The sequence below is a fragment of the Paraburkholderia sp. BR10882 genome, assembly GCF_040948855.1.
In the GTDB taxonomy this organism is placed as follows: domain Bacteria; phylum Pseudomonadota; class Gammaproteobacteria; order Burkholderiales; family Burkholderiaceae; genus Paraburkholderia; species Paraburkholderia nodosa_A.
The window spans coordinates 15,897-36,534 of the sequence record NZ_JBFPKP010000028.1 but is presented as its reverse complement, the minus strand read 5'-3'; the positions used below and the strand labels follow the sequence as shown (position 1 = coordinate 36,534).

The following is a 20,638-nucleotide window of genomic DNA, read 5'->3' as shown; positions in this document are numbered from 1 at the left end:
CTCTTGGGAGAAGATATGAACGACACATCGCGCAACATGATGCTTTACGACGCGCAGAAGAAGAGTGTAGGCGTCGCGTTTCTGTTCTGGTTTTTTCTGGGTTACCTCGGAGCACACAGGTTCTACACGGGAAGGGCGCTGACGGCCATCGCACAGATTGCCCTGACGTTGGTCGGCGCGGCGACGACGTGGGCAGGCATCGGTTTTTTCCTGCTGATCGTCGTTGGCATCTGGGTATTGGTCGATGCGTTCATGCTGCCAGGCATTGTACGGCGCTATAACGTGGCGCTTGCAGGCCAGATAAGCTGAAGTCGTTTTGGTCTGTGCGCGACCCCTCAATCTCGCTGATTTCGGGGGGGCGTCAAGAATAGCGGGGCATTCGACGCACGCTTTACTTAAACGACTGCGAACGGCTTCAAAGCTGATGTATTTCTCCCCGGCCCGTCCAGTGCGGCGAACGGTGCAACGGAAGTGTTGTCGTTCTGACAAGACAAAGGAAAGAATCATGAAGAAGGCAAGCTATATGGCGATAGCACTCTCTCTGAGCCTCGGCGCTGGTCAGGCCGTTGCAGCAGGATGTCTTAAAGGGGCTGCAGTCGGTGCTGTAGCCGGGCACGTAGCTGGGCATCACGCAGTTGCCGGCGCGCTCGTAGGTTGCGCAGTTGGGCGCCATATGGCCAAAGAAAAGGCAAAGAGGGCGGCTGAGGAACGCGCAGCCGCGCAGGCGCAGTAGACGCCAGTTGGGAAAGTCGACAGCAACTGATGCGTCAGACGTTTCCACGTTGCTGGCGGATTTCCTTCTTCTCGCTAAATCCCGCACGACTTCAGTTGGTTAGCTCAGAAGACGGCCGTATTCGGTATGACGCCGCAGGCGCTCACTGGTTCGGCTAGGACAAGGTTGCGATGAGCGAACAGCTCGCGATGTTCGGATTCGCGACGTTCCTGCTCGGGCTGATCTTTCTGCGGAACACGCCGCTCGTCACCAGGTAGCTCAGAAGGAGAAATTCCTCGGCTACTTACTCGTCTTTGCGTCGATGATCTTGTTGATAGTGTCTGCCAGCGCTTTGGCGTTATCGGTAAGCTCGCTGTGTGCTTTGTCGAAGTCAGGGCTTCCATTGCCGATTTCGGTCAACGTCACCGTGAGGTTTGCTGGCATGCACGTGGCTTTGGGAGCGCAGTACAGTTGTCCGGCAGCGTCTTTGCCATCTTCGTGGGGGATTGAAAACCATGGGGAGGGTTCGATGTTGGTGGGTAAACCGGCGGCTACCACGTTTGATCCGGGACTTTGCAGGTCAACTGGCTGAACCGGACACGTGTTGTCGGAAGCGTCGCAATCGGGTAGCGGAATCGCTGGCAAAGCCAGAATTAGATCGGCGACGTTGGAGGTCTCTTTCGCCGATGTTGCAGATATTGCGTATTCGACGGTCACCTTCACCTTTGATTTCCCGTCGTCGTCCGGGGTTGCCATTGCTTTGCTCATCGAGAGCATGTAGTAAAGCGGGACGATACGAAATGCGGGTGGCTGAATGCCAGTACTAGGTTCGATTCTGGCGACGAGCAGGAAGTGTAGCTGGGACGGGTCGATGCCTTTGCCATCTTTGAGTACCTTCCCGGGAGCCATGCCCACAACTACGCAAGAAAAGTTCAGGTCGTGGTTCGATGAGTCAAGGTTTAGCCACAGGCCGTTCAGATCGATGGTTGACGCATCCGGGGACGGGCTATATTTCTTCTTGACCGTATCGATGTACTCGCTTATTTCGCCTGAGATCTCTGACGCCATCCAGGATACCGCCGCCGCCAGAAGTATCCCGGCCACGGGTGCAACATCAGGTGTTTTCATTCCGCGGCATGTATCCAGTATTGCTTTTAGCGGGACCATTGCTTTAGCGTTTGCCGAATTTGGACTGTCGTCGGTCTGCGTTATTTTATAGCCTGATGATGCATCATCAGCTTTGATAACGTAGACGAAAAGCTGGTCGCCCGTGACATAGCTGTTCATGTTCTTTCGGCTGCTAGCCGTGACGGCTTCGGTGAAAGCGCATCCGTTCAGTGTAAAGAGTAAAATGATGAGCGAGAGAAATTGCGTGCATCGCATGATTTTGGCCTCCGGTTGGTTAGCTGCGTGTTTCCGGTGTTTACGATGGAGCATGCCAAAATGCGGGGATGCGATTCGAGCGAATGCGACCGCTTTGTGCGGTAACGCACGAAGTTGATACGTTTTGAGCAAGGGGGGGCGTCGAGGTCGGGAGAGACCGTCCGGCGCGGGCGGCTCGACGTTCAGATGTTTCTGGCGGAGTCCAGCTTTCTGCGGAACATTTCACTGGTCACGCGGTACCTGAGTGACCTTTGAATGGAGCTCAAACCAGGCCGAGTTGCTCGAGAAAAGAGGTGCACAGCAACGCCGCGCCGACAATCAGCGAGGCGAGATCATTGTTGGTGTACTTCATGTAGTGATCCGCGCGATCTCTTTTGATATCCTCTTCATTAGCGGCTAAGGCTGGAGAGGACCGTGCCGCTTGCACTATCTTGTTTGTATTCCTGAATAGCCGGTTGACAAGCATTTGCCGGAGTGGCGGTAAAACGAGAAGAATTGATCCGAAAAGACCGAGCACGCTATCGTGCTTGGTCGGGTACTGGTGATACCCGACCCAGAGCCCAATAACCAAAGCGACCCACCCCAGCCAGAAGTACGCCAATCTGAGCATCGCTCGCATGGAGTCAGACTTGCTTGACGATTGCATGTCGCGGAGGCTCCGTCTCCGGGTATCGCTCCAGTCGAGCATTCGTCTGTTCGCTCGGGGCGTCCAAAGGTACAAGCTGGAACTCCACGCGGTATTTGAACGCGGATGCGATTGCCGCTATGGTGCCGAGCGAAACCGGGGCGTCAGTTTCAGCAGAAAGCAGATCTTCAAGCTCTGCGGGACTTACACCGGCGCGCACCGCCGCTTCGCGTGCCGCTCCAGTGATGCCGTCTGGGCCGGCCGCTTCATGGAGAGCCGATACGGCGGCGAAGAGCGCTCGGGCCTCAAAATCTGCGCGGGTCAGCATAGGGTTGTTTCGCATGTCTTCTCGCAGGGCGGCGAGAATGCCACGGATTGATGCGTCGGAGGCTGGGCCCATGATTTGCTCCCAAGCTATATGTGGTTGTGCCGTTTGACTGCGAGGTCGACACGTTCCTGTTCCGGTATCAAATCGGATGCTGCGTAGAGGAAACGGACCTCATCATCGTTGAACCTGCTGTTTGCTCGGTTCACAAGCGAGAAGTACATAGTAAATCCCCTGGACCTGATCTGTCTGAACAGGCACAGCGGGCTCACCGTAACCCCTGTCCGGATCACCAGGTTTCTGGCTACGGGCCTGCCATAGCAATTCGCGTAGGCTCCGTTGTCCTGATAGACCCGTCCCATCAGGTTGCAAAAATCAATCCTCGCTAGCGCACCGTCAGGCGAAGGCGAGGCAGCGATGCTAAGCAGGTCCTGCCCCAGATCCGAATCGCCCGGCATCGGGCTGCTGTATTCGTGGACGAACATGACCGAGTTGGCTCTCTTTTTTGTTGCGCTGCACCAATCGATAGTGCAGACGTCAACCGGCTACTTCACTCTGCTCGGATATTGCGGCAAAAAAAGCGCTGTAAATGTACGTCCCCCTGCATAATCTAGCGGACTTTCCGGACAAGTGCACTTGTTGCAGGTGCTCATGGAAGAACGTTAATTTACATGATGATGCGGGTGTTATGTCAGATGCGCCCCGCCAGGCCTTATGCCGCAAGGCTTCGCCGCGCGCCGATAACTTGTTCGCCCCTCAAAACCACGAAATACCATATTTCGAGGAAGCGGGTATAATAAGGCGTGACCTTTCCCGCTACCCCGACACGGAGTCCGCGATGCGTCCTGCCCCGATCCTTGAACACGAAAAGGCGGCGCTCGAACGCCCGCTGAACCTCGCCAGGGCGACACCGGCCAGAGCCGCCGCGTGGCCGGTTTCCTGCTGGCCTGGTGGAACGCGTGCCAGTGCGGCAGCTACGACCTGACGACGGCTTGGGGCGTGGATGACACGATCATGGAGGACATGTGCGTGGTGTTTCGCCTCGCCTCGCGCGTGCACACCTATCCCGACACGCTGGGCTATGGCGCGCAGTTCGAGGCCATCGTGCGCGTGGCGCCCCGAACTCATCACGGAGTAATCCATCATGCGACGTGTTTTTTTTGATGTCGCCCAGGCCAGCGCTGCCGTGAAGGCGGGGGGGGTGCTGTCCGCGATCCTGCGCGCCGAGAAGGGCGCTTTCTATATCGAGCTCGAAACCCGCGAATCGGGCGTGGCCGAGCTCGTGACCTCGAACGGCCGCGAGCGGCGCGAGTTCCGCGATCCGGGCCAGGCCCTGAAGGTCGTGCGCGAACTTGGCGTGGCGACCGGCCGTTTCGCGCTCGAGGAGTGGGACACGCGCGCCCCGAAGGCCCCGGCCTGGACGCGCCCGGACCGGAGCGCGCACATGAGGCGGCGCAACCAGCTGGCCGACGACGCGGCCGAGTTCGAGGCCGACGTGCTGCAGGCGATGGCCGAGGCCGACCGCTCCGGCACGCCGTTTGTCCCGCACGATGAGGTGATGGCGCAGCTCGATGCGAAGCTTGCCGCGACCGCGAGGAAGGCCGCGCGCAAGGGCCGCGCATGATCGTCGAGTGGCTGCCGCGTGCAGTGGAACAGCTGCTTTCGATCATCGATTACGTGAGTGAGGACAGTCCGGCCGCCGCCGTCGCGCTCGGACAGGCCATCCGCGAGAAGACCACCATGCTCGCGACGTACCCGAACCGATACCGGACGGGCCGCGTCAGGGGGACCCGAGAAATGGTCGTGATACCTACCTATATCGTCGTGTACCGCGTGGCCGGTGAACGGGTGCAGATCCTTCGTGTTCGCCACGCGCGGCAACGCCGCTAGGGCTGCGGCCTTCGCCGGTTAGAACCGGTACGTGCGCGGTGAAGTCTGCGCAACGGGCCTGTCGAGCGGCTTGATATCGGGACGCGGTTGCAGCCCCGCCTGCCACAGGTCCCACGTTGCCTGCAGCCCCATCCATGCGTCGGGTGTCGTGCCGAGCCATGCGGAAAGGCGAAGCGCGATGTTTGGCGTAGTGGCCGCGTTGGCATTCAAAAGGTTCGAGAGCGTACAGCGATTGATCCGCAATGCTTCTGCAGCCTGTGAAACGGTCATGCCTCGCGGCAGCCATGTGCGCAGGACTGCACCGGGATGCACCGGGTTGTGCATTCTGTCCGCGTCTGACGGCTTCAGTGAGCGTGGCGCGGCGTCGGCCAGCGCCAGCGCGCTGAGTCGCGCCATTTCGCGTATTCAAGCCGGGCGGGGACAGGCATCCAGGGGGCAGCTAACGAGGCGATCCGGTTATCCACTCCGATCTCTCGGGGGCCGCAGTTCGGCCATTGCGGACTTTGAGGTGCACTTGGTGCTACGTCAGCAACGCGGCGGAATGCTGACGGTGGCTGCATCGAGCAGCCCGACGTCAGCTTCCTGCATCAGCGAACTCATACTTTCGACCCGAAGGAGCCGCTCAAAGAGTCGCCTTGCCGAAGGCGAGAATCGGAGTGAAGGGGTCATCGGTGCTCCTTGGAGCGCAGCCGGGGCCTGTATCCCGCCACCCATCCCTCGTCGGCTGTATCCACGGGGCCCACGGTGATTATTTTAGACCCCGGACCGGTTGTGACCGCGGCGCGTTTGGTGTATTCGCGGCCGCCTCCGCGGAGATCCGGTGGTGTACGCACCGCTTTCGGTGCGCACCAAAAATCTACCCGGAATCCCCGGTTATGATCAGCGCCTCCTCCACCCGCTTATTACCTCGATGCCGATCGACAACTGCACCCACACATTCGACGAACTTGCCGCCACGGTCCTGCCCGCTCACCTGGAAAGGTTGAAGACCGCGCTGCAATCGCCGATGCCGGCCACCACCTTCGTGGGATTCAAGAGCGCCCGGCGCGAGCTGTTGACCAAGCTCGGGCATAGCACCGACTTCCCCGGATGCTATGTGTTCACAGACGTTGACCGCCCGGTGTACGTTGGGATCTCCCGCGGAGTCGTTAAACGCCTGGTGCAGCACCTCAACTTCGAATCCCACTTCACCGCGAGCTTGGTCTACAAAATGGCCAGCGAGGACTTCCCTCACGAAATGAAGCGCGATCAGGCCATGAAGGACGACCAGTTCCGCGAGGTCTTCCTGACCGCCCAGGGCCGTCTGCGCGAGATGTCGGTCGCGTTCGTCCAGATCGACAACGACCTCGAGCTGTACCTGTTTGAGGTGATGGCGTCGATGCACTTCGACACCGACACATGGAATACCTTCCGCACCCACTGATCAGGTGGGCCCATCGGGCCCTGCGTTGCAGACGCTGACGACTCGTCGGTATCTGCGCATCAAGGCAATCCCCACGCTGCTCCGCCCGGCGCTCCGGCGCTGTCGCTATACTGTCGCCACAACATGCGAGAAACAGACGGGGGCCGGGGATGAAGGAGCAACATCGTGGACGCCATGGCGAACGCCTGGCCACGTGCCTGATGGCGATCGTGGGCAGCACCTTGCTCCTCGCCGGGTGCGGTGACCGCTCCGTGTCCGGGTCGTACGTGTCCCACGCCGGCAACCAAGCGGACCTCCTCCAAATCACCGAGACCCCCGACCACCACTTCACCGGCACGATCCGCCACACCGGGCTGAACAACGACGGCACTCTTTCGTCAAGCAGCACCAACGTGTCCGGGTCGGTCGACGGGAACAGCATCACGCTTACCGTCCTAGCGACACCCCTGCCTATCGGGCAGAACTTCAGCGGGTCCGTGACGGGCGACGGGATCGACCTCACGGTGGCCAATGGCGCCCAGACCGGCATCGAGCACTTCACTAAGGGCCAGCCCTCTGACTTCGACGCGGTGGTCGTCCTGCTCAACCAAGCAGGCCAGCCGATCATCGCCGCGCGCCAACGGGGTCAACGCGTCGATCAGATCAACCGCCAAGTCAACGCCCTCACCGACAGCATCAATAGTTTCGTCGCGAGCGCGCACCAGCATCTCGAACGCCTGCCCCGGGCCCAGACCTACTACGAGCACGCAGTGACGGTTGAGCAGGCGAAGCTCGATCGCGCCCAGCGCCTCGAAGCCACCGGCAACGGTGTCGCGCAAGGCCAGGCCGGGGTCATCGTCGGTCAGATGAGCGTCGACAAGTCCCAGATTTCGATCGTGGACGACAACCTCGACCGCGCCCAGAACGAGGAGACCTCGGCGGAAAACGCCCTCAACGCCCGCATCGCCCAGTGGCGTGGCACCTGCCTGGACGGAAGCACCGTCAAGGTGGGCGACGTGATCCCGGACATGGGACCGTGCAAAGCGCTGTCGCGCGCCGTCGCCGCGTACAACGCCGTGCTACCTCCGCTGCACACCGCTTTAGCGTCAGCGGTCCAGGCCCGTTCGCACGGTCACGCTCAGCTCGCCACGATCTGGCAAGCGGCCGACCACGTGCATTGAACATCATGCCGGTCGCAGGGATCGGTTAACCAAGCCTTGGCCGGCTACCGACCGCCGCATCGGGCTGTTGCCACCCAGAACGGCCCTTCAAGCATGCACAATATTTAGGGCTGCTTCCGGTGCGCAACCGCCATTCGGTTATCCGCACATGCGAATTGGCCGGGAACACGGGTGTAGTTCCCGAAGCCATTCACTCCAAAGTCAAGCAACAAGGGACTCTTTACCACGCGCGACTTCGTCTACGTTCCAACGAAAGACGAATATCGCTGGCCCGCCGGCAAGCGCGCAATACGTGGGCTCACAACCGTTGAAAACGGTATGACGCCGCAGCGTCTTTCCGCACGGCAGCATTTGATAAATAGTTCTAAGCAAATTCTATCAATAATAATCGATAATTGTTTTCCGTCAAGCTAGAAGGTGTGGCGACTGTTCGCTGCCGAACCTAGCTTTTCGTACCGGATAGTCTACGATTCATCATGCCAATTGGAAATATAAAGTTGACCATCCTAGGATAGTAACTGCGACGGGAGGCTGATATGAATTTGAACTATAGTTTCCTCGTTTTCAGCCTTATTTTATTCAATTCCTCAATCTGCTTCGGACAGACGCCGATACAGACAGAATTATGCAAAAGTTTGCGCCCAGCTGGCTTGATTCAACACGATGCGGCAATATCGGGTGGGTTAAAGAAAATCGCCCTATCCAAGGAAAGCTGGTCGGCAATTCATAAACAGCGGGCCTGTTTAAAAGCGTATAGCCAGGGCTTCCCGGGCGGGGAAGACGCATTTTTGCACGCAAACTCCACTGCACTAAAATCTGATCTCGACAACTTAACTGAGCTTTTTCGCAGAGAGCAAAGTTCAGTAAGTGCGATGCCTGACTCGGAATATGAAAGCAGACTGACCGTCCTAAGTGAGCACATTAGTGGGAAAGCTGACACTGATCGCTCTTTAACCAATGACGATCGTGTCACGTTAAGAATCTATAAAATCAGAAATGGATGGGATAAAAATCAGGTGCTTCTGTGGGGGAACATGTGGTACATCCGAACACTATACAAGGAAGGAAAATACGAGGCAGCAGCTCAACAAGCAGATGCGGTTCGTAAAGTATTTAACACGCGCGTTGCTCCGATTCAAGTTTGGGACGATGCTGAAGAAAATACCTATTTCTCGACTCAAGCGCTAGCGAACATTATAGCCACTCTCGGATATCGTGCAGGAGCTACTTTAGTAAAATCGGATCCTCAAAAGAGCAAAATACTTGTGCAGAATTTTGCTGCAGATCGCGATGCCTTGGTGCCTATTTTTCCTGAAGCTGGGGGCGATCCCACAGAGCAAATTCGCGCTGCCTATTGTCATTAGTTAGTATTGGGTTAGAAATGGCTAAGTTAATTTTGAAGTCTATCGGCTTCTTTCTTGTAACCTCCATGCTGTTTCTGTATGGAGGTATTTCGACAGCAAAAGATGATGCCTGCTCTCAGGTTCTAACGAATGACATCGCAGGGAAAACTGGAGATGAACCTAAACCAGCAGCATCTTCGATATTAGATGCGCAATTAAAATTATTTAATAGATCCAATGATCTTGCAAAAGCAGTCGTGATCCATATCGATGGATTGTTTGAAAATAAAAAATATTCTGTCTTTGCAGGTGAAAGTCAGCCAATTTACGAAGGGGCCGATTTGTTGGCGGCGGCGGATGCGATTGACGCCTATAGTAAAAATGCTGACGTTGTTTTTGCAAGTTTCGAAGGCTTGCCGGTCGGAAAACAACTACAAATTCAGGCTACATTCAAAATTAGATGGGCGGCTGTCAAAGGGAAAGCTGATCTTCGAATCATAGATGGAAACCCGCGAGAAGATTTTCAGGTATTCGCTTCAGATTTTTTTTCCACAAAATATAAGATCGAGAAGGTGTCCGATCCGGTTCTCGTTTCGACTGGTGAGCAGAGAGGCTGGTTTAAAATTGTGTTGTCTTTTGTAAGGGAAGTAGGAGGTAAAGTGCAACGGTGCTTTCTCGAATTATTCTTCAAGAGCGAAGCCAACTCAGATGCGGCCCGTTTGATTTTGAGAGATCTTTATACGCAAAACAGACAGCCGGATCAAAATGCTGCTCTTGTGTTGGTGCATTTGGTCTCGGATCTCCGAAAGAAGTATCCGCAGATGAGGCCAGAGGACATACAAGCACGATTTGTCGATCAGTTTGGAAACAATACGTTGGCACTGTTGGATAAACTGATCGAAGAATATGTCTCTGCCACCTAAAGTAAGCCGCCTGTCAGAGATAGTGCGGCCGGCCGACTGTGTTGTTGCATTCGGCTTGCCTATGTCCGAGGCAGAGTTTGACGAAAGTCTGAAAGCTGGCCCTGCGGCATATGCTTCAAAATACCTAGGTGGATGGTCTCAGTATGAAACGCAATTGGCGAGTCAGTTAAACGTTTTCTCGGATGAATTGAGTGGGCTCGGAGTTAAAATAATAAAGAATTTAGATATCGAGGAATTGCGACTGATATTTTTGGATAAAACGGTAGTCGTTGTCGTGATTTTTTCGCATTGGGCGGGGCGATCGGTCGAAATGCACGGTAGACTTGTTGATGCCGAGGAAATAGTTCGATGCGTTCCGCAGGATTTTTTCGGAATTTTTGATATTTGCGTGTGCAGACCGATGTTCCTGATTGAACGGCTATCGAGAGATAGACAGAACTGTACTGTCAGGCATATTCCGGTTAAGGCGGATCCGGAAATGTGGTGGCTATATTTTTTATGTCTTTTTCGTTTGCTGGCGTCTGGAAATCGCAACTATTTAGATGCAACCGTTGAGGTAAGTCAGGCGTTTATTAATTGGCGAGGATAACATGGTAGGCGTTATATCGGGTCGATCGGACATTGAAGCATATCTGACTCAAATCGGGCAAAATTCGCCGCTGGACCTGGATGAGAGCAGGCGCGAAATCACTGACGAAGACAGTAAATTTCTTCTTCAACGTTTCGACAAAACGCAGCGCCTCGCCGACGTAGCACTAATTGCTGCTATCGCCACGCTGTTGATCATCTTTTTTATCTTTACGGCGTTAATCTTCATCTATCGAAATAACTTGGCGTATTTTTCCACATTGACCGGCGGGGATCTTCTCTCCATGCTGACGATCGTTTCATGGCTGAGGCGACTTTGGCTTGAAAAAACCACAATCGAAACACTCCGCGTCTTCTTGGTCAAGATGAAACCAGAGGACGCGGCACAAATCATCACTACCTTTTACTTTAATGCTATGAAGCAGTCGCCAAACATCCAAAAAGCTGGAAGAAAAGTCAAGCAGGCTTTGAGCTAACCAGCCCCAAAGACGATGGCGCCCTCGCTTGATATTGGCCGTAATTCTTCAAGCGGACAATTCCTTAGACCGTATAGAGCATGGTAACTGCTCAGCGTAAGCATGCAAGTCCGCTTGTTTGGGCGAACGTAGCTGTCTGTCAGCTTCCAGAGTGATGCAGACGTTCCAATGTCAAGTCTCCCAGTTCGCTGAACGGCAGGTTGTGGCCGGTTTCGCGCGGACGGAGGAGCGCCTAAAAGCAGCCGCACGAACTCAAATTCAGTCCGTGCGGCGTGTCCCGCTAGATTTCAGTCTGCTCGGATATCTCCAGGGCATCGTCAACTTCGATCCCGAGGTAGCGCACTGTGCTTTCGAGCTTGCTGCGACCAAGCAGCAGTTGGACAGCCCTGAGATTCTTTGTGCGCTTGTAAATCAACGTCACTTTGGTGCGACGCATCGAATGAGTGCCATAAGCGGTTGGGTCAAGCCCCGCCGCGGCTGCCCATTGATGTACGATCCGGGCGTATTGCCGCGTCGAAATGTGCGGATACGCCGAAAGTCGACTCGGGAAAAGACATTGCTCCGGCCTCAGCGAGGCCTTCTCGAGCCAAGCTCCAACGGCCGATCGGGTCGGCTCCGTCAGTTCAAACTGTACGGGTCGCCGGGTCTTTTGCTGAACGACCAGCGCCCGGGGCAATACCTGATTGCCGTGAATGACGTCGCGAACTCTCAGACTGACAAGGTCACAGCCGCGCAGCTTGCTGTCGATGGCCAGGTTAAACAAAGCGAGATCACGGACTGCGTGGGCGTTCTGGAGGTGGATCCTGATGGCCCAGACGTCTTTTGGCCTCAGCGGAGGCTTTTGGCCGATGAGCTTTCCTTTGTTCCATGCCTCACGGGCTTGTTCGGTCTTCATGACAGACCCCCAAAAGAAGATGGGAGTTCGATTTTGTTACCCAGCTCGGGCTTCTGCTTACGATCGATTTCCCGGAGGCTTGCAACCGGCCACAAGCCGTCGTTCGCATGCGCCGTCGTACAGTGATTCGAGCGACCGCTCCGCATTAGTCAGCGGCCGTCAAGGGAGCTTATCGATATGTCGTCGCGAGATAAACAGGGCTAGCCTCATTGTCGAACAGCCTTGACGGGCGTCAAAAAGCCCGCTGCAACCAGAGTCCGAAAACCAAGAAGGGCGGATGACGAAGGAGGAACGGAGTGGTCGCCAGCTGTTGAGCTGGAACTCCGGCGTCTGGAGTTGATGGTTGCGCCGCGAGGGTAGCCGTGGGCGAGAGCGGATTGCCTCGTAGACAAAGTCGGCTTTGGTGAACAGACCTTTCTTCCGTGATGCAGATGTAAGTGGCTTGGGAACGTATGCACGGATGTCGTTCAGCTCACATGCCCTTATCTCCGGCCCGCTGAAGTACCCCCGGTCAGCGACAACCTTCAGCTTCAATCTGCCCATCGCGTGCTTTGCAGAGATCGCCATTCTGCTGAGTTGTCCGTGATCGTTTCCGACATTAGTTACCTCGTGCTCAATGATCAGATGGTGTTTCGTATCCACCGCCGCCTGCACGTTATAGCCCACTATGCCGGAGCCTCTTCCGCTTGTCGCCATGGAGCGCGCGTCGGGGTCAGTCATCGACAGTTGCTTCTCCGGTTGTTTCTCTAGTTGCTTCCTGATCTGTGCAAGTTCACGCATCTGCAGGCGCAAGCGGGCGATCTTCTCGTACAGTCGAACGGTCTTTGGAGCGAAACCTGTTGCGCTGGTTCTGTCTGCCGTTTCAATCAGGTCGAGATATCGCTGCACACTCTCCTCGATCTGCCGCTGGCGCTTGTCGAGCTTGCCCGTTGTGTAATTCAGGTCCCGGCTATTTGATGCCTTGAACTTGCTGCCGTCGATGGCCACCATGTCGCTGGATAGCAGCTTTAGTCCGCGGCACAGTTCGACGAAACGCCGACATGTATTGCGAATGGCTGTGCCGCTGTCACGGCGGAAATCTGCGATCGTCTTGAAGTCCGGAGCGAGACGGCCCGTTAGCCACATTAGCTCGACATTGCGCTGACACTCGCGCTCCAGGCGCCGGCTGGACGGTATCCGGTTCAGATAGCCGTATATGTAGATCTTGAGCATCACACCGGGGTGATAGGAGGGACGACCGGTGGTCGCCGGCTTGATGCCGGTGAAGCCCAGTTCCGCGAGATCCAACTCGTCGACGAAGGCGTCTATGACTCTGACTGGGTTATCTTCGCCGATGTAGTCATCGACACATTCGGGAAGTAGTGCGACCTGTTTGCGGTCATCGCCTTCAACGAATCGCTTCATGAGTCACCCAGATCTCAGTGCGTTGATTCAGTTTAGGCGACTAACACGTTTTCACACAGGCTGGGTCGGCAGAGTTGCCGATAAAGAAGGGTTAGACAGAGGCACCAAAACGGTCTACGGACCGTGCCCGGCGGGACTTCTTGCGTTTCGGGAAGAAGCAGTTGCAGATGACGTGAGACGAGCTCGCAGCACGTGTTAGCGCGGCTAGTGGAATTGGTACGCAGGTGACACGTCTGGGACAACGGGAATATGGCCACATAGCCGCGCTTCGACTTGGGAATCAAAGAATAACATCATGGAAGATTGCATACGGATCGGGGCCGGCGTACTGTTCTCTGCTGTCGTCCTGGGCCCTGAATGGGGACGTGAGTATCAGCGAACGGCCGCGCCATCTCCACATGTTCCGAGCATGCACGCGCTTTCGCCGGTCGCTGGAGCAACCGTGCGAGGTTCACGTGACGGGGACGTGCGCAGCAGCGAGCAGATGACGTTGCTCTAAAGGAGGCAAGGAAGAATTCATGGGCACCCTACGAACGAAAGCAAGCGAACTGGTCGAACGATTCATCGAAGAGGCAATCTCGACCGGCCTAACATGGGACGAAGCCGTCGCCGTGTTCGGTCTCGCGGCGAAGGCATCGGCTCAGGCTGCGGCGGCGGCCGGCGAAGGCACGGAGGCTGAGTGCCTTGCACACGCCCGGAAGCGGTTTGAGGAAGCATTCGCGCAGCAAGTCCACGTGGTCGTGGCTGATGCCTCGGTGTCATCGCTTGACGCTGCGGCCGGCGACAACGTTCTGCTTACAACTGCCCACCGGCGGCCAGTACACAAACATCATTGAGTCGGAAAATAAGACAATGAGACAGGTCATTCCGTACACTGCGCGTCGGGCCAAGCAACGCATAAGGGGAATTTATGGCTGAAGTCAATACCGCGCTCATCGCATTCATCGGCGTGCTTGCTGGCGGCTATTTCAACAATTTCCTTGGCGAAGATTACAGGCGCTTTCGCGATGGGCAGGCGCTCGCCGGTGCGTTGGCCGGTGAACTGGAGTCACACGCCGAGCCCCTCAAATGGATGAAAGACGGGCTGGAGAAGATGGCTCTACAGGCGATGACTGAAGAAGGTTTGGCCCTGCCAGAGTGGCCGATTCCGCCCAGCCCGATCTTCGACAGCAACACGGCAAAGATTGGATTGCTAGGCGCGGAGATGGCCAAGGAAGTTGCGTATGTGTACGAGAACTTGCGCGCCTTCCGTATCAACTTCCATCAGCTATCGAAACACCACCACGAGATAAAGAACAAGGAGTGGAACGTGGCGATGGTGAATGGATGCGCTGCTGCACTCCACCGCGCAGAGCACCGAGGGTTGCCGCTGATTGAGTCGTTGAAGCGATATGCAGATGTGAAGTACGGGTCACTTCCATCGACGCGCAAACAGTACAAGATTGGCGCGGGCATCCTCATAGCACTCGTGTTGTTCGCCCTCATCGGCTCCTGCTCATCGTCCAGCGAACAGAATTGCACGACCGTTGTAGATCAAGCAAAGGGCACTTCAACTACCGTCTGCAAGTAATCGAGTCCCGCCCGCGTCCCATGATGACTTCGAGCCGCGCGCGCATGGGTTGAAATCGCCTTAACTAGGCGGTCTAGTTGCTTATGGACCCGGGAAGCGAAGATCACCCAACACGTATTCGAGCGTTGAGGCTACATCTCCCGCCCGCTCTCTGAAGTCGCGAACCTTTTCTAGGTCTGCCTTCTTGGTTTCGTCATTGAACTTCCTGATTTCCGACTTGAACTTTGACTCGTCAAGATCGATCCAGATTTGCCAAGGATTGTGAGCAAGCAGGTTCCGTTCGATAGCTAAGTTTTGAGCCTCCTTGAGATGGCGAAGCGCAACCGCCTTCTCTTTTTCTTGCCCCTTCAATCGCTCGACAAGCTTGATCACCAAATCAGTACGCGCCTTGAACTGCTGGCCGCCCATAAGTTCGTCAAGTCTGTCACTCGAAAGCTTCTTCATGTAGCTGTATGTCACCCGCTCGATCATCGCAAACGCCCAGATTGCCTCTCCGAGTGCTTGTGCAAGCTCCGCCTTCATATCTTCAAGGTATTGGATTTTGTCCATATTTGGGCCACGCTCCTATTCCGCTGTTGTAGGCGTGTCTGGTACTGGCGGCCATGCGGGCTTGTGCAACTTCACCCACGTCTGCAACCTCCTGCGTGCAGAATCGCCGACTGTTTGGATCTTCAGATGATCGCAGATTGCCTTCCACGTAGTCAGGCCGCGCTTGTTCTTCAGTTCTGGCACGGTCGCAGCCCATTCCTGAGCGCTTGGGGAAGGCGCTTTCTTTGGTTGCGCTTGCGCTGCTGCCATAGACTCAGCAAGCAGTTCGTTCAAATCGACCTGCGGCTGGTGATTGTCGCCCATGAATCGATCCAGCACGCGTTTGAGCGCGGCGTTAAACGACAGATTCTCAAACGGCTTCGGATTGGCGAGCCGTTCGACAAGGCGTGCTACGTCTTCGTCAACTTCGAATTTGGGCATTTGGCTGGTCTTCTACTATGGAGATTCCAGTGTGCCACTAGTGGTTAACAGTGCAAGAACTAAATCACTAGTGGAAGGCATTCGGCGATTTCCGAGCAGATAATTGCCTGTACAACTCGCGCGGCCTTCTTGAGTTCATCGCTGCTCATCTGGATCAGCACCCATGCAAGTCTGGAGGGTCGAGTTTTTCGATTGCAGCGTTGTGCATGCGTTTTCACACATCTTGACCGATAGTTGCCAACCGGTGTGCAATCGGAGAGAGCGTTGCAGCGAGTGGTAGCGCACGACGCCGGTGAACGGCAACTATCGTGAGCGAAGCGGCCCTTGTCCGATCGGATGGCTGGTGGACCGGCCGCTCGTGGCCGCACTGCGCCCCACGGCCGAGCAAGACGATCGCATCGGGGGCGCCCCATGCAAAAGGCATAACCCGACCCACTTCAGTCCTTTGACCCGGCGGGACCTCAATGGCAGCTTTTAAGGTACTGGGGCCTCTCGCTCGATCTGGCCGGCTGGAGACTAGCTAGCCAAGGCTAATGGCCGTACTCGCGTGCCAGCCATGCGCCGACGTCGTTAATCCGCCGGTGCTTCGCATAGAATTTCCACTCGTCACGCATCGGTTTCACCGCTGCAAGGAATGCTCGCCGGTCCGTTTCTTTCCAGCCGGGGGCGGCAGCAACTGAATGTTCGAGCAGAGTGCCCAGCGCAAAGGGATCTGCGTTTTCAAACTCTTGCCGCGTCTCCTGCGCGAACTGCTGCATAACCTTCCACTTTTCCTGAAGTGCACGATGTTGCTCATCGTCGGAGGCGATGGGACCGCCCGTCCGCGCTTGCTCGTCTGCCGCTCGCCGCGCCATTGCATCGTTGACGAGCGCCATATGCCTGTCCAACTCAGCGAAGAATGCGTTAAAGGACGATGTCGCAAGATCGCGAAGCGTGATCCGGTGAAATGGATCGAGGCTTTTATCGATATCGACGCTCTTTATGTCGAGGGACTCCAAAAGCGCCTGAATCCGCGTGACGAGGTCCTGTGTTTCAGGTTTGGGGATTGGCCCAGCCCATCGGCCCGCTCTAGCCATCAAGTGAACCGAGATGTCGGCAAACAACTGGCTCGCCAGCCGTAACTTCGCGAGAAGCCGGTCGACTTCCTCGATCTTTTCGTCCAGTTTTTTAGTCTTGGCCTCAAAGCCGAATCCCTTGATGAACTCGAAGTGGTTAATATTCGCGAGCAGCAAGATCAAGATGCCTGCCGACAGGCAGGCTGTTGCGGCAGTTACGCGATCAGCCATCGCGATCCACAGACCCGTGGCGACTGCAACAGCGCCGAGCAAGTTGCCAACGAACGTTCTCGTTCTTTCCATGAATTATTTCCCTGTTCGATAGACCAGATTATTGTAGGTCCTAACCTGATGTAGCTTGGGGGGTTACGTCAACGCGATCTCGTCCAACCACTCCCTCAATCTCGGCGAGCCGATTGAGCTTGCGCAGTAGACTCGTTACTCGATAATTGAGCCTTGGGCCGCTACCAATGGCCCCGCCGATTGCGTCGACAGAAATCAACCCCGTTCGCTGTAACGCTCCCAACGCAGCGTTATAGCTTTCGTGCGCCTCGAAAACTCCAGGCACCATCTCGGCGCGGGTTTCGTTCATTGGGTCGGCACCCAGACGTGGCGCCCCGTCCGGATTTGTTGAGTACCGCAAAAATGTACCTAATAGGGTGATTTCGTCGCGTCGTAGAGAAGCAAGAAGGTCAGCGTAGTACAGAAAGTCGTCGGCGACGATACTCCTATCCCGCACTTGTCCGGCATATACCGACGCAAGCAATCGAAGATTCAATCGCCCGGCCCCCTCTTGGGAGGCACGCCAATATCTGTATAGGATCGACACTGATTCGTCTATGTCGTCTGTAGTAGGGGATGCGCAGCCGTGACGAATTTCGTCCAGAAGGATCTCACGAGCAGTTTCCTTCCGTCTTTCCATGACCGCGGACAATGCCGATCCAAGTGCAGCCCTGCCAACGCTGGCTATTGAACTAGATGTCGCGGTGAGTGCGTCGCTGAACAAAGCCCCAATCAAATTTGAAAGGTCTGCCATGGTGTAGGTGTTGGAAAGATCTCTTAGGTGAGCGGCGTGAACAATGCGCTAAGTTTCCGGGCGAGATCCGTCGGCGCCTTTTTGATGTCATAGATCTCGGACCATGAGTAGACGTGCTGGCCTGCGGCCTTGGCGCGATCGTAGTGGCCACCGGTATCATTCGTGACCACCATAGCGCCTTGCGAAAGTGCAGCGAGGAAGGCATCAGTACGGTGTTTCGGGATAGCCTTACCGGCACGCGCCTTGATCTTGGTTGACCGGATGATCTCGGCCATTTCTTTGGTAGCCCACATGCCGTTATCAAATCCAGAATAGCCGCCCCCCGCTTCCGAAAAGCCAAAGATTCCGTGCTCTGTTGCAGCTACGAGAAGCGCACGGCACAACTCCTTCTCGGCCAGCGAGACCCGCTCGTTTTCGATGGCCTGCCGGTACTCTTCTGCCAGATCGGGCGTTACTGACAAAACGAATTCGCTACCTGCCACCGCCAGGATAGGATTGACTCCCGCCCGGATCAAGTCGGGCAGCACATTGTTATCGAGATAAAGGTTCATGCCGTTCCTTTAGTTCTATCTATTTCTTGAGGGCCTCCACACACAACCGTCCGAACGCTCGGGCGCATCGGCATAGCGCTGCGAGCCCAATGCCTCGATTGTCACCGATCCTATCACTACGCCGAATGGCTCTTCCTGGCAGCACTGCGTCGCACGACCGGGTACGACGATCGTCTCCGCCGCGCCATTTATGCGGTTGACATAAATCGATCCTCTCCAGCCATTGGTCACGCCCTCAGATTAGCATTTCAAACGTCTGTTTCCCCTTGGAGAGCGGACCTCGCGCGTCGATTATCCTCGTCGGGGCGGTTTGGCATTCGTCCCAGCCAGCATTTTTTCAGAGTAGGGATTTCTATCGCCAATAGTTTTTGACGTTCACCCGCGCTGACGTACAAAAATGGGTGATCCGATGACAATCTCGTCGACAATTGGAGCTTCCAATCTATTCAATTGGCCCTTGTCTGATACGATCCGGCCACCGTAAAGAGCAATTCCCTCTATCCAGAGGCTTTCCTCCCGCCCAGGTAGACGCAACGCAAAACTACGGCCAGTACCTTCGTTGCGTACGCGATATACCTCACATTCGTAACCTGCACCGATACGTTCCTCGATTTGGAACGGCGGAAATGAAAATCCGACATAGTCTTTTGCCGACGCCATGGACCTTCCTTTGCGATTGATTGTTCGGCCGTCGCATATGAACACGTGCTTCAATACAAATGCCGCCGCCTTTTCATTTGCAAGGGCACGTCATCCGACGCCCGGGACCTTTCCAAATCCCGGTCTTATGCGCCCCACAACATCACAACGCGCGTCGTGGCCCACGTTTGAAAATGAAGACCATCATGTCAAAAAAGAACGCTGTGGGTGTAAGCGCAATGGCACCGCGCAGACCGGCAGAATAATAGGCGGCATGCCTTACGATTCCGGTATTCGAATGTGCGCCTCCGCACGAATCTCGAGCGATAGTGCCGCTATCCGACTTGTTTCAAAACCTAGAAACTGGCGATTCAATACAAAGCGGATGCAGATCGGCGATCAAGGCAGTTGTCACCGGGAATTGCAATGGAGTCAGACGCGCAGGAGGGAGAAAGTGAGCGGCCCAACGGCCCATCACGGCAACGCCCGCTCAACGGCTGGACTCGAAGTGTAAGAGACCTTCCGGGCGTCCTGCGGTTGGACGAACGAACGGCGGAAACTGGCCGGTTGCAAGCCTCCGGGAAATCGATCGTAAGCAGAAGCCCGAGCTGGGTAACAAAATCGAACTCCCATCTTCTTGTGGGAGTCTGTCATGAAGACCGAACAAGCCCGTGAGGCATGGATCAAAGGAAAGCTCATCGGCCAAAAGCCTCCGCTGAGGCCAAAAGACGTCTGGGCCATCAGGATCCACCTCCAGAACGCCCACGCAGTCCGTGATCTCGCTTTGTTTAACCTGGCCATCGACAGCAAGCTGCGCGGCTGTGACCTTGTCAGTCTGAGAGTTCGCGACGTCATTCACGGCAATCAGGTATTGCCCCGGGCGCTGGTCGTTCAGCAAAAGACCCGGCGACCCGTACAGTTTGAACTGACGGAGCCGACCCAATCGGCCGTTGGAGCTTGGCTCGAGAAGGCCTCGCTGAGGCCGGAGCAATGTCTTTTCCCGAGTCGACTTTCGGCGTATCCGCACATTTCGACGCGGCAATACGCCCGGATCGTACATCAATGGGCAGCCGCGGCGGGGCTTGACCCAACCGCTTATGGCACTCATTCGATGCGTCGCACCAAAGTGACGTTGATTTACAAGCGCACAAAGAATCTCAGGGCTGTCCAACTGCTGCTTGGTCACAGCAAGCTCGAAAGCACAGTGCGCTACCTCGGGATCGAAGTTGACGATGCCTGGAGATATCCGAGCAGACTGAAATCTAGCGGGACACGCCGCACGGACTGAATTTGAGTTCGTGCGGCTGCTTTTAGGCGCTCCTCTGTCCGCGCGAAACCGGCCACATTCAGCCGTTCGACATTGCGCGTAAGCTGACATTCAGGTGTCTGCTCCCGTTTAGAAAGCAGCCGCTTACCGTTCAAACATCGCTCTCGGTATCGGCCCTTGCGGTCATCGATTCGCAGTCTGCTTGCGCTCCATCAAACGACTGCTTTGTATGAGCAGATACACGGCGATCTGAGCGACTGCCGCTCATCCGAAGAGAGGACTGTCGTGCAGAGGAGTCTGGCCGCTATCTCCGCCGGGCTGAAACAGCAAATTGGCAAGGGGAGTAGAGCGCAATTTGCTGCGAGTAAACTGGAACCAAAATATGCAGTTTAACCGGTTCAGAG

General features: G+C 55.9%; 22 protein-coding genes and 3 pseudogenes. 15 read left to right on the top strand and 10 right to left on the bottom strand.

Going from position 1 to position 20,638, the window contains the following annotated elements; genetic code table 11:
- Window positions 1-15 precede the first annotated feature (15 nt).
- Together AB3X99_RS37295 and AB3X99_RS37290 are read left to right on the top strand one after the other, a co-directional pair.
- Window positions 16-309 (top strand): TM2 domain-containing protein, encoded by a 294-nt coding sequence (locus tag AB3X99_RS37295; RefSeq protein ID WP_368603073.1) that lies wholly within the window; start codon window positions 16-18, stop codon window positions 307-309.
- Between the two features lie 196 nt (window positions 310-505).
- Complete coding sequence (locus AB3X99_RS37290; RefSeq protein ID WP_368619813.1) at window positions 506-733, top strand: hypothetical protein; 228 nt, start codon at window positions 506-508, stop codon at window positions 731-733.
- A gap of 279 nt (window positions 734-1,012) precedes the next feature.
- Here the strand turns inward: AB3X99_RS37290 and AB3X99_RS37285 are convergent, their stop codons facing one another.
- On the bottom strand, window positions 1,013-1,999 hold the full coding sequence (locus tag AB3X99_RS37285) for a hypothetical protein (RefSeq protein ID WP_368619812.1): 987 nt from the start codon (window positions 1,997-1,999) through the stop codon (window positions 1,013-1,015).
- A gap of 719 nt (window positions 2,000-2,718) precedes the next feature.
- The gene (locus tag AB3X99_RS37280) at window positions 2,719-3,120 is read right to left on the bottom strand and encodes a hypothetical protein (protein ID WP_368619811.1); all 402 of its coding nucleotides are present in this window, start codon (window positions 3,118-3,120) and stop codon (window positions 2,719-2,721) included.
- 852 nt (window positions 3,121-3,972) lie between these two features.
- On the opposite strand from AB3X99_RS37280, the gene AB3X99_RS37275 reads away from it, so the two are divergent.
- Genes AB3X99_RS37275 through AB3X99_RS37265 form a run of 3 tightly spaced genes read left to right on the top strand, consistent with a single transcriptional unit; the run spans window position 3,973 to window position 4,935 of the window.
- A complete protein-coding gene (locus AB3X99_RS37275) occupies window positions 3,973-4,209 on the top strand; it encodes a hypothetical protein (RefSeq protein WP_368619810.1) in 237 nt (78 codons plus the stop codon).
- Window positions 4,190-4,669, top strand: coding sequence for a hypothetical protein (locus tag AB3X99_RS37270; protein ID WP_368619809.1), 480 nt, complete (start codon window positions 4,190-4,192; stop codon window positions 4,667-4,669). Before AB3X99_RS37275 ends, AB3X99_RS37270 begins: the two co-directional genes overlap by 20 nt.
- Window positions 4,666-4,935, top strand: coding sequence for a type II toxin-antitoxin system RelE/ParE family toxin (locus AB3X99_RS37265; protein ID WP_368619808.1), 270 nt, complete (start codon window positions 4,666-4,668; stop codon window positions 4,933-4,935). The genes AB3X99_RS37270 and AB3X99_RS37265 overlap by 4 nt, the downstream gene beginning before the upstream one ends.
- An 18-nt stretch (window positions 4,936-4,953) precedes the next feature.
- Here the strand turns inward: AB3X99_RS37265 and AB3X99_RS37260 are convergent, their stop codons facing one another.
- Window positions 4,954-5,331: a HigA family addiction module antitoxin gene (locus AB3X99_RS37260; RefSeq protein ID WP_368619807.1), complete on the bottom strand. Its 378-nt coding sequence runs from the start codon at window positions 5,329-5,331 to the stop codon at window positions 4,954-4,956.
- A 427-nt stretch (window positions 5,332-5,758) separates the two neighbouring features.
- On the opposite strand from AB3X99_RS37260, the gene AB3X99_RS37255 reads away from it, so the two are divergent.
- The 7 genes and pseudogenes from AB3X99_RS37255 (at window position 5,759) to AB3X99_RS37225 (ending at window position 10,848) form a co-directional block, all read left to right on the top strand.
- Window positions 5,759-6,358, top strand: coding sequence for a hypothetical protein (locus tag AB3X99_RS37255; RefSeq protein ID WP_368619806.1), 600 nt, complete (start codon window positions 5,759-5,761; stop codon window positions 6,356-6,358).
- 149 nt (window positions 6,359-6,507) lie between these two features.
- Window positions 6,508-7,518 (top strand): hypothetical protein, encoded by a 1,011-nt coding sequence (locus AB3X99_RS37250; RefSeq protein ID WP_368619805.1) that lies wholly within the window; start codon window positions 6,508-6,510, stop codon window positions 7,516-7,518.
- Between the two features lie 140 nt (window positions 7,519-7,658).
- Window positions 7,659-7,839: pseudogene (locus AB3X99_RS37245) on the top strand (IS5/IS1182 family transposase); the annotation flags it as partial.
- Between the two features lie 215 nt (window positions 7,840-8,054).
- Window positions 8,055-8,882 (top strand): hypothetical protein, encoded by an 828-nt coding sequence (locus tag AB3X99_RS37240; protein WP_368619804.1) that lies wholly within the window; start codon window positions 8,055-8,057, stop codon window positions 8,880-8,882.
- A 17-nt stretch (window positions 8,883-8,899) separates the two neighbouring features.
- Complete coding sequence (locus tag AB3X99_RS37235; protein WP_368619803.1) at window positions 8,900-9,784, top strand: hypothetical protein; 885 nt, start codon at window positions 8,900-8,902, stop codon at window positions 9,782-9,784.
- Between the two features lie 61 nt (window positions 9,785-9,845).
- The gene (locus AB3X99_RS37230; RefSeq protein WP_368619802.1) at window positions 9,846-10,373 is read left to right on the top strand and encodes a hypothetical protein; all 528 of its coding nucleotides are present in this window, start codon (window positions 9,846-9,848) and stop codon (window positions 10,371-10,373) included.
- 1 nt (window position 10,374) lies between these two features.
- The gene (locus AB3X99_RS37225) at window positions 10,375-10,848 is read left to right on the top strand and encodes a hypothetical protein (protein WP_368619801.1); all 474 of its coding nucleotides are present in this window, start codon (window positions 10,375-10,377) and stop codon (window positions 10,846-10,848) included.
- Window positions 10,849-11,128: 280 nt separating this feature from the next.
- On the opposite strand, the gene AB3X99_RS37220 is transcribed toward AB3X99_RS37225, so the two are convergent.
- Both AB3X99_RS37220 and AB3X99_RS37215 read right to left on the bottom strand, forming a co-directional pair.
- The gene (locus AB3X99_RS37220) at window positions 11,129-11,743 is read right to left on the bottom strand and encodes a tyrosine-type recombinase/integrase (RefSeq protein ID WP_368619800.1); all 615 of its coding nucleotides are present in this window, start codon (window positions 11,741-11,743) and stop codon (window positions 11,129-11,131) included.
- A gap of 378 nt (window positions 11,744-12,121) precedes the next feature.
- Window positions 12,122-13,147: pseudogene (locus AB3X99_RS37215) on the bottom strand (IS1182 family transposase); the annotation flags it as partial.
- Between the two features lie 518 nt (window positions 13,148-13,665).
- Between AB3X99_RS37215 and AB3X99_RS37210 the strand changes: the two are divergent.
- Window positions 13,666-13,983, top strand: a complete 318-nt coding sequence (locus AB3X99_RS37210) for a hypothetical protein (protein ID WP_368619799.1) — start codon at window positions 13,666-13,668, stop codon at window positions 13,981-13,983.
- 74 nt (window positions 13,984-14,057) lie between these two features.
- Complete coding sequence (locus AB3X99_RS37205; protein WP_368619798.1) at window positions 14,058-14,717, top strand: hypothetical protein; 660 nt, start codon at window positions 14,058-14,060, stop codon at window positions 14,715-14,717.
- A gap of 81 nt (window positions 14,718-14,798) precedes the next feature.
- Here the strand turns inward: AB3X99_RS37205 and AB3X99_RS37200 are convergent, their stop codons facing one another.
- From AB3X99_RS37200 to AB3X99_RS37180, 5 genes are all read right to left on the bottom strand, one after another.
- Window positions 14,799-15,266, bottom strand: coding sequence for a hypothetical protein (locus tag AB3X99_RS37200; RefSeq protein ID WP_368619797.1), 468 nt, complete (start codon window positions 15,264-15,266; stop codon window positions 14,799-14,801).
- Window positions 15,267-15,281: 15 nt separating this feature from the next.
- Window positions 15,282-15,686 (bottom strand): hypothetical protein, encoded by a 405-nt coding sequence (locus AB3X99_RS37195; protein WP_368619796.1) that lies wholly within the window; start codon window positions 15,684-15,686, stop codon window positions 15,282-15,284.
- A 530-nt stretch (window positions 15,687-16,216) separates the two neighbouring features.
- Complete coding sequence (locus AB3X99_RS37190) at window positions 16,217-17,044, bottom strand: hypothetical protein (RefSeq protein ID WP_368619795.1); 828 nt, start codon at window positions 17,042-17,044, stop codon at window positions 16,217-16,219.
- A gap of 756 nt (window positions 17,045-17,800) precedes the next feature.
- Window positions 17,801-18,328, bottom strand: coding sequence for a hypothetical protein (locus tag AB3X99_RS37185; protein ID WP_368619794.1), 528 nt, complete (start codon window positions 18,326-18,328; stop codon window positions 17,801-17,803).
- 375 nt (window positions 18,329-18,703) lie between these two features.
- Window positions 18,704-18,988 (bottom strand): hypothetical protein, encoded by a 285-nt coding sequence (locus AB3X99_RS37180; protein WP_368619793.1) that lies wholly within the window; start codon window positions 18,986-18,988, stop codon window positions 18,704-18,706.
- Between the two features lie 631 nt (window positions 18,989-19,619).
- On the opposite strand from AB3X99_RS37180, the pseudogene AB3X99_RS37175 reads away from it, so the two are divergent.
- Window positions 19,620-20,233 (top strand): annotated as a pseudogene (locus tag AB3X99_RS37175) (tyrosine-type recombinase/integrase).
- The last annotated feature ends 405 nt before the right edge of the window (window positions 20,234-20,638 follow it).

What these genes read in the sequence shown, in the direction of transcription:
- AB3X99_RS37295 (WP_368603073.1), top strand. Translation starts at nt 16, where the DNA reads ATGAACGACACATCGCGCAACATGATGCTTTACGACGCGCAGAAGAAG.
- AB3X99_RS37290 (WP_368619813.1), top strand. Translation starts at nt 506, where the DNA reads ATGAAGAAGGCAAGCTATATGGCGATAGCACTCTCTCTGAGCCTCGGC.
- AB3X99_RS37285 (WP_368619812.1), bottom strand. Translation starts at nt 1,999, where the DNA reads ATGAACAGCTATGTCACGGGCGACCAGCTTTTCGTCTACGTTATCAAA.
- AB3X99_RS37280 (WP_368619811.1), bottom strand. Translation starts at nt 3,120, where the DNA reads ATGGGCCCAGCCTCCGACGCATCAATCCGTGGCATTCTCGCCGCCCTG.
- AB3X99_RS37270 (WP_368619809.1), top strand. Translation starts at nt 4,190, where the DNA reads ATGCGACGTGTTTTTTTTGATGTCGCCCAGGCCAGCGCTGCCGTGAAG.
- AB3X99_RS37265 (WP_368619808.1), top strand. Translation starts at nt 4,666, where the DNA reads ATGATCGTCGAGTGGCTGCCGCGTGCAGTGGAACAGCTGCTTTCGATC.
- AB3X99_RS37260 (WP_368619807.1), bottom strand. Translation starts at nt 5,331, where the DNA reads ATGGCGCGACTCAGCGCGCTGGCGCTGGCCGACGCCGCGCCACGCTCA.
- AB3X99_RS37250 (WP_368619805.1), top strand. Translation starts at nt 6,508, where the DNA reads ATGAAGGAGCAACATCGTGGACGCCATGGCGAACGCCTGGCCACGTGC.
- AB3X99_RS37240 (WP_368619804.1), top strand. Translation starts at nt 8,055, where the DNA reads ATGAATTTGAACTATAGTTTCCTCGTTTTCAGCCTTATTTTATTCAAT.
- AB3X99_RS37235 (WP_368619803.1), top strand. Translation starts at nt 8,900, where the DNA reads ATGGCTAAGTTAATTTTGAAGTCTATCGGCTTCTTTCTTGTAACCTCC.
- AB3X99_RS37230 (WP_368619802.1), top strand. Translation starts at nt 9,846, where the DNA reads ATGTCCGAGGCAGAGTTTGACGAAAGTCTGAAAGCTGGCCCTGCGGCA.
- AB3X99_RS37225 (WP_368619801.1), top strand. Translation starts at nt 10,375, where the DNA reads ATGGTAGGCGTTATATCGGGTCGATCGGACATTGAAGCATATCTGACT.
- AB3X99_RS37220 (WP_368619800.1), bottom strand. Translation starts at nt 11,743, where the DNA reads ATGAAGACCGAACAAGCCCGTGAGGCATGGAACAAAGGAAAGCTCATC.
- AB3X99_RS37210 (WP_368619799.1), top strand. Translation starts at nt 13,666, where the DNA reads ATGGGCACCCTACGAACGAAAGCAAGCGAACTGGTCGAACGATTCATC.
- AB3X99_RS37205 (WP_368619798.1), top strand. Translation starts at nt 14,058, where the DNA reads ATGGCTGAAGTCAATACCGCGCTCATCGCATTCATCGGCGTGCTTGCT.
- AB3X99_RS37200 (WP_368619797.1), bottom strand. Translation starts at nt 15,266, where the DNA reads ATGGACAAAATCCAATACCTTGAAGATATGAAGGCGGAGCTTGCACAA.
- AB3X99_RS37195 (WP_368619796.1), bottom strand. Translation starts at nt 15,686, where the DNA reads ATGCCCAAATTCGAAGTTGACGAAGACGTAGCACGCCTTGTCGAACGG.
- AB3X99_RS37190 (WP_368619795.1), bottom strand. Translation starts at nt 17,044, where the DNA reads ATGGAAAGAACGAGAACGTTCGTTGGCAACTTGCTCGGCGCTGTTGCA.
- AB3X99_RS37185 (WP_368619794.1), bottom strand. Translation starts at nt 18,328, where the DNA reads ATGAACCTTTATCTCGATAACAATGTGCTGCCCGACTTGATCCGGGCG.
- AB3X99_RS37180 (WP_368619793.1), bottom strand. Translation starts at nt 18,988, where the DNA reads ATGGCGTCGGCAAAAGACTATGTCGGATTTTCATTTCCGCCGTTCCAA.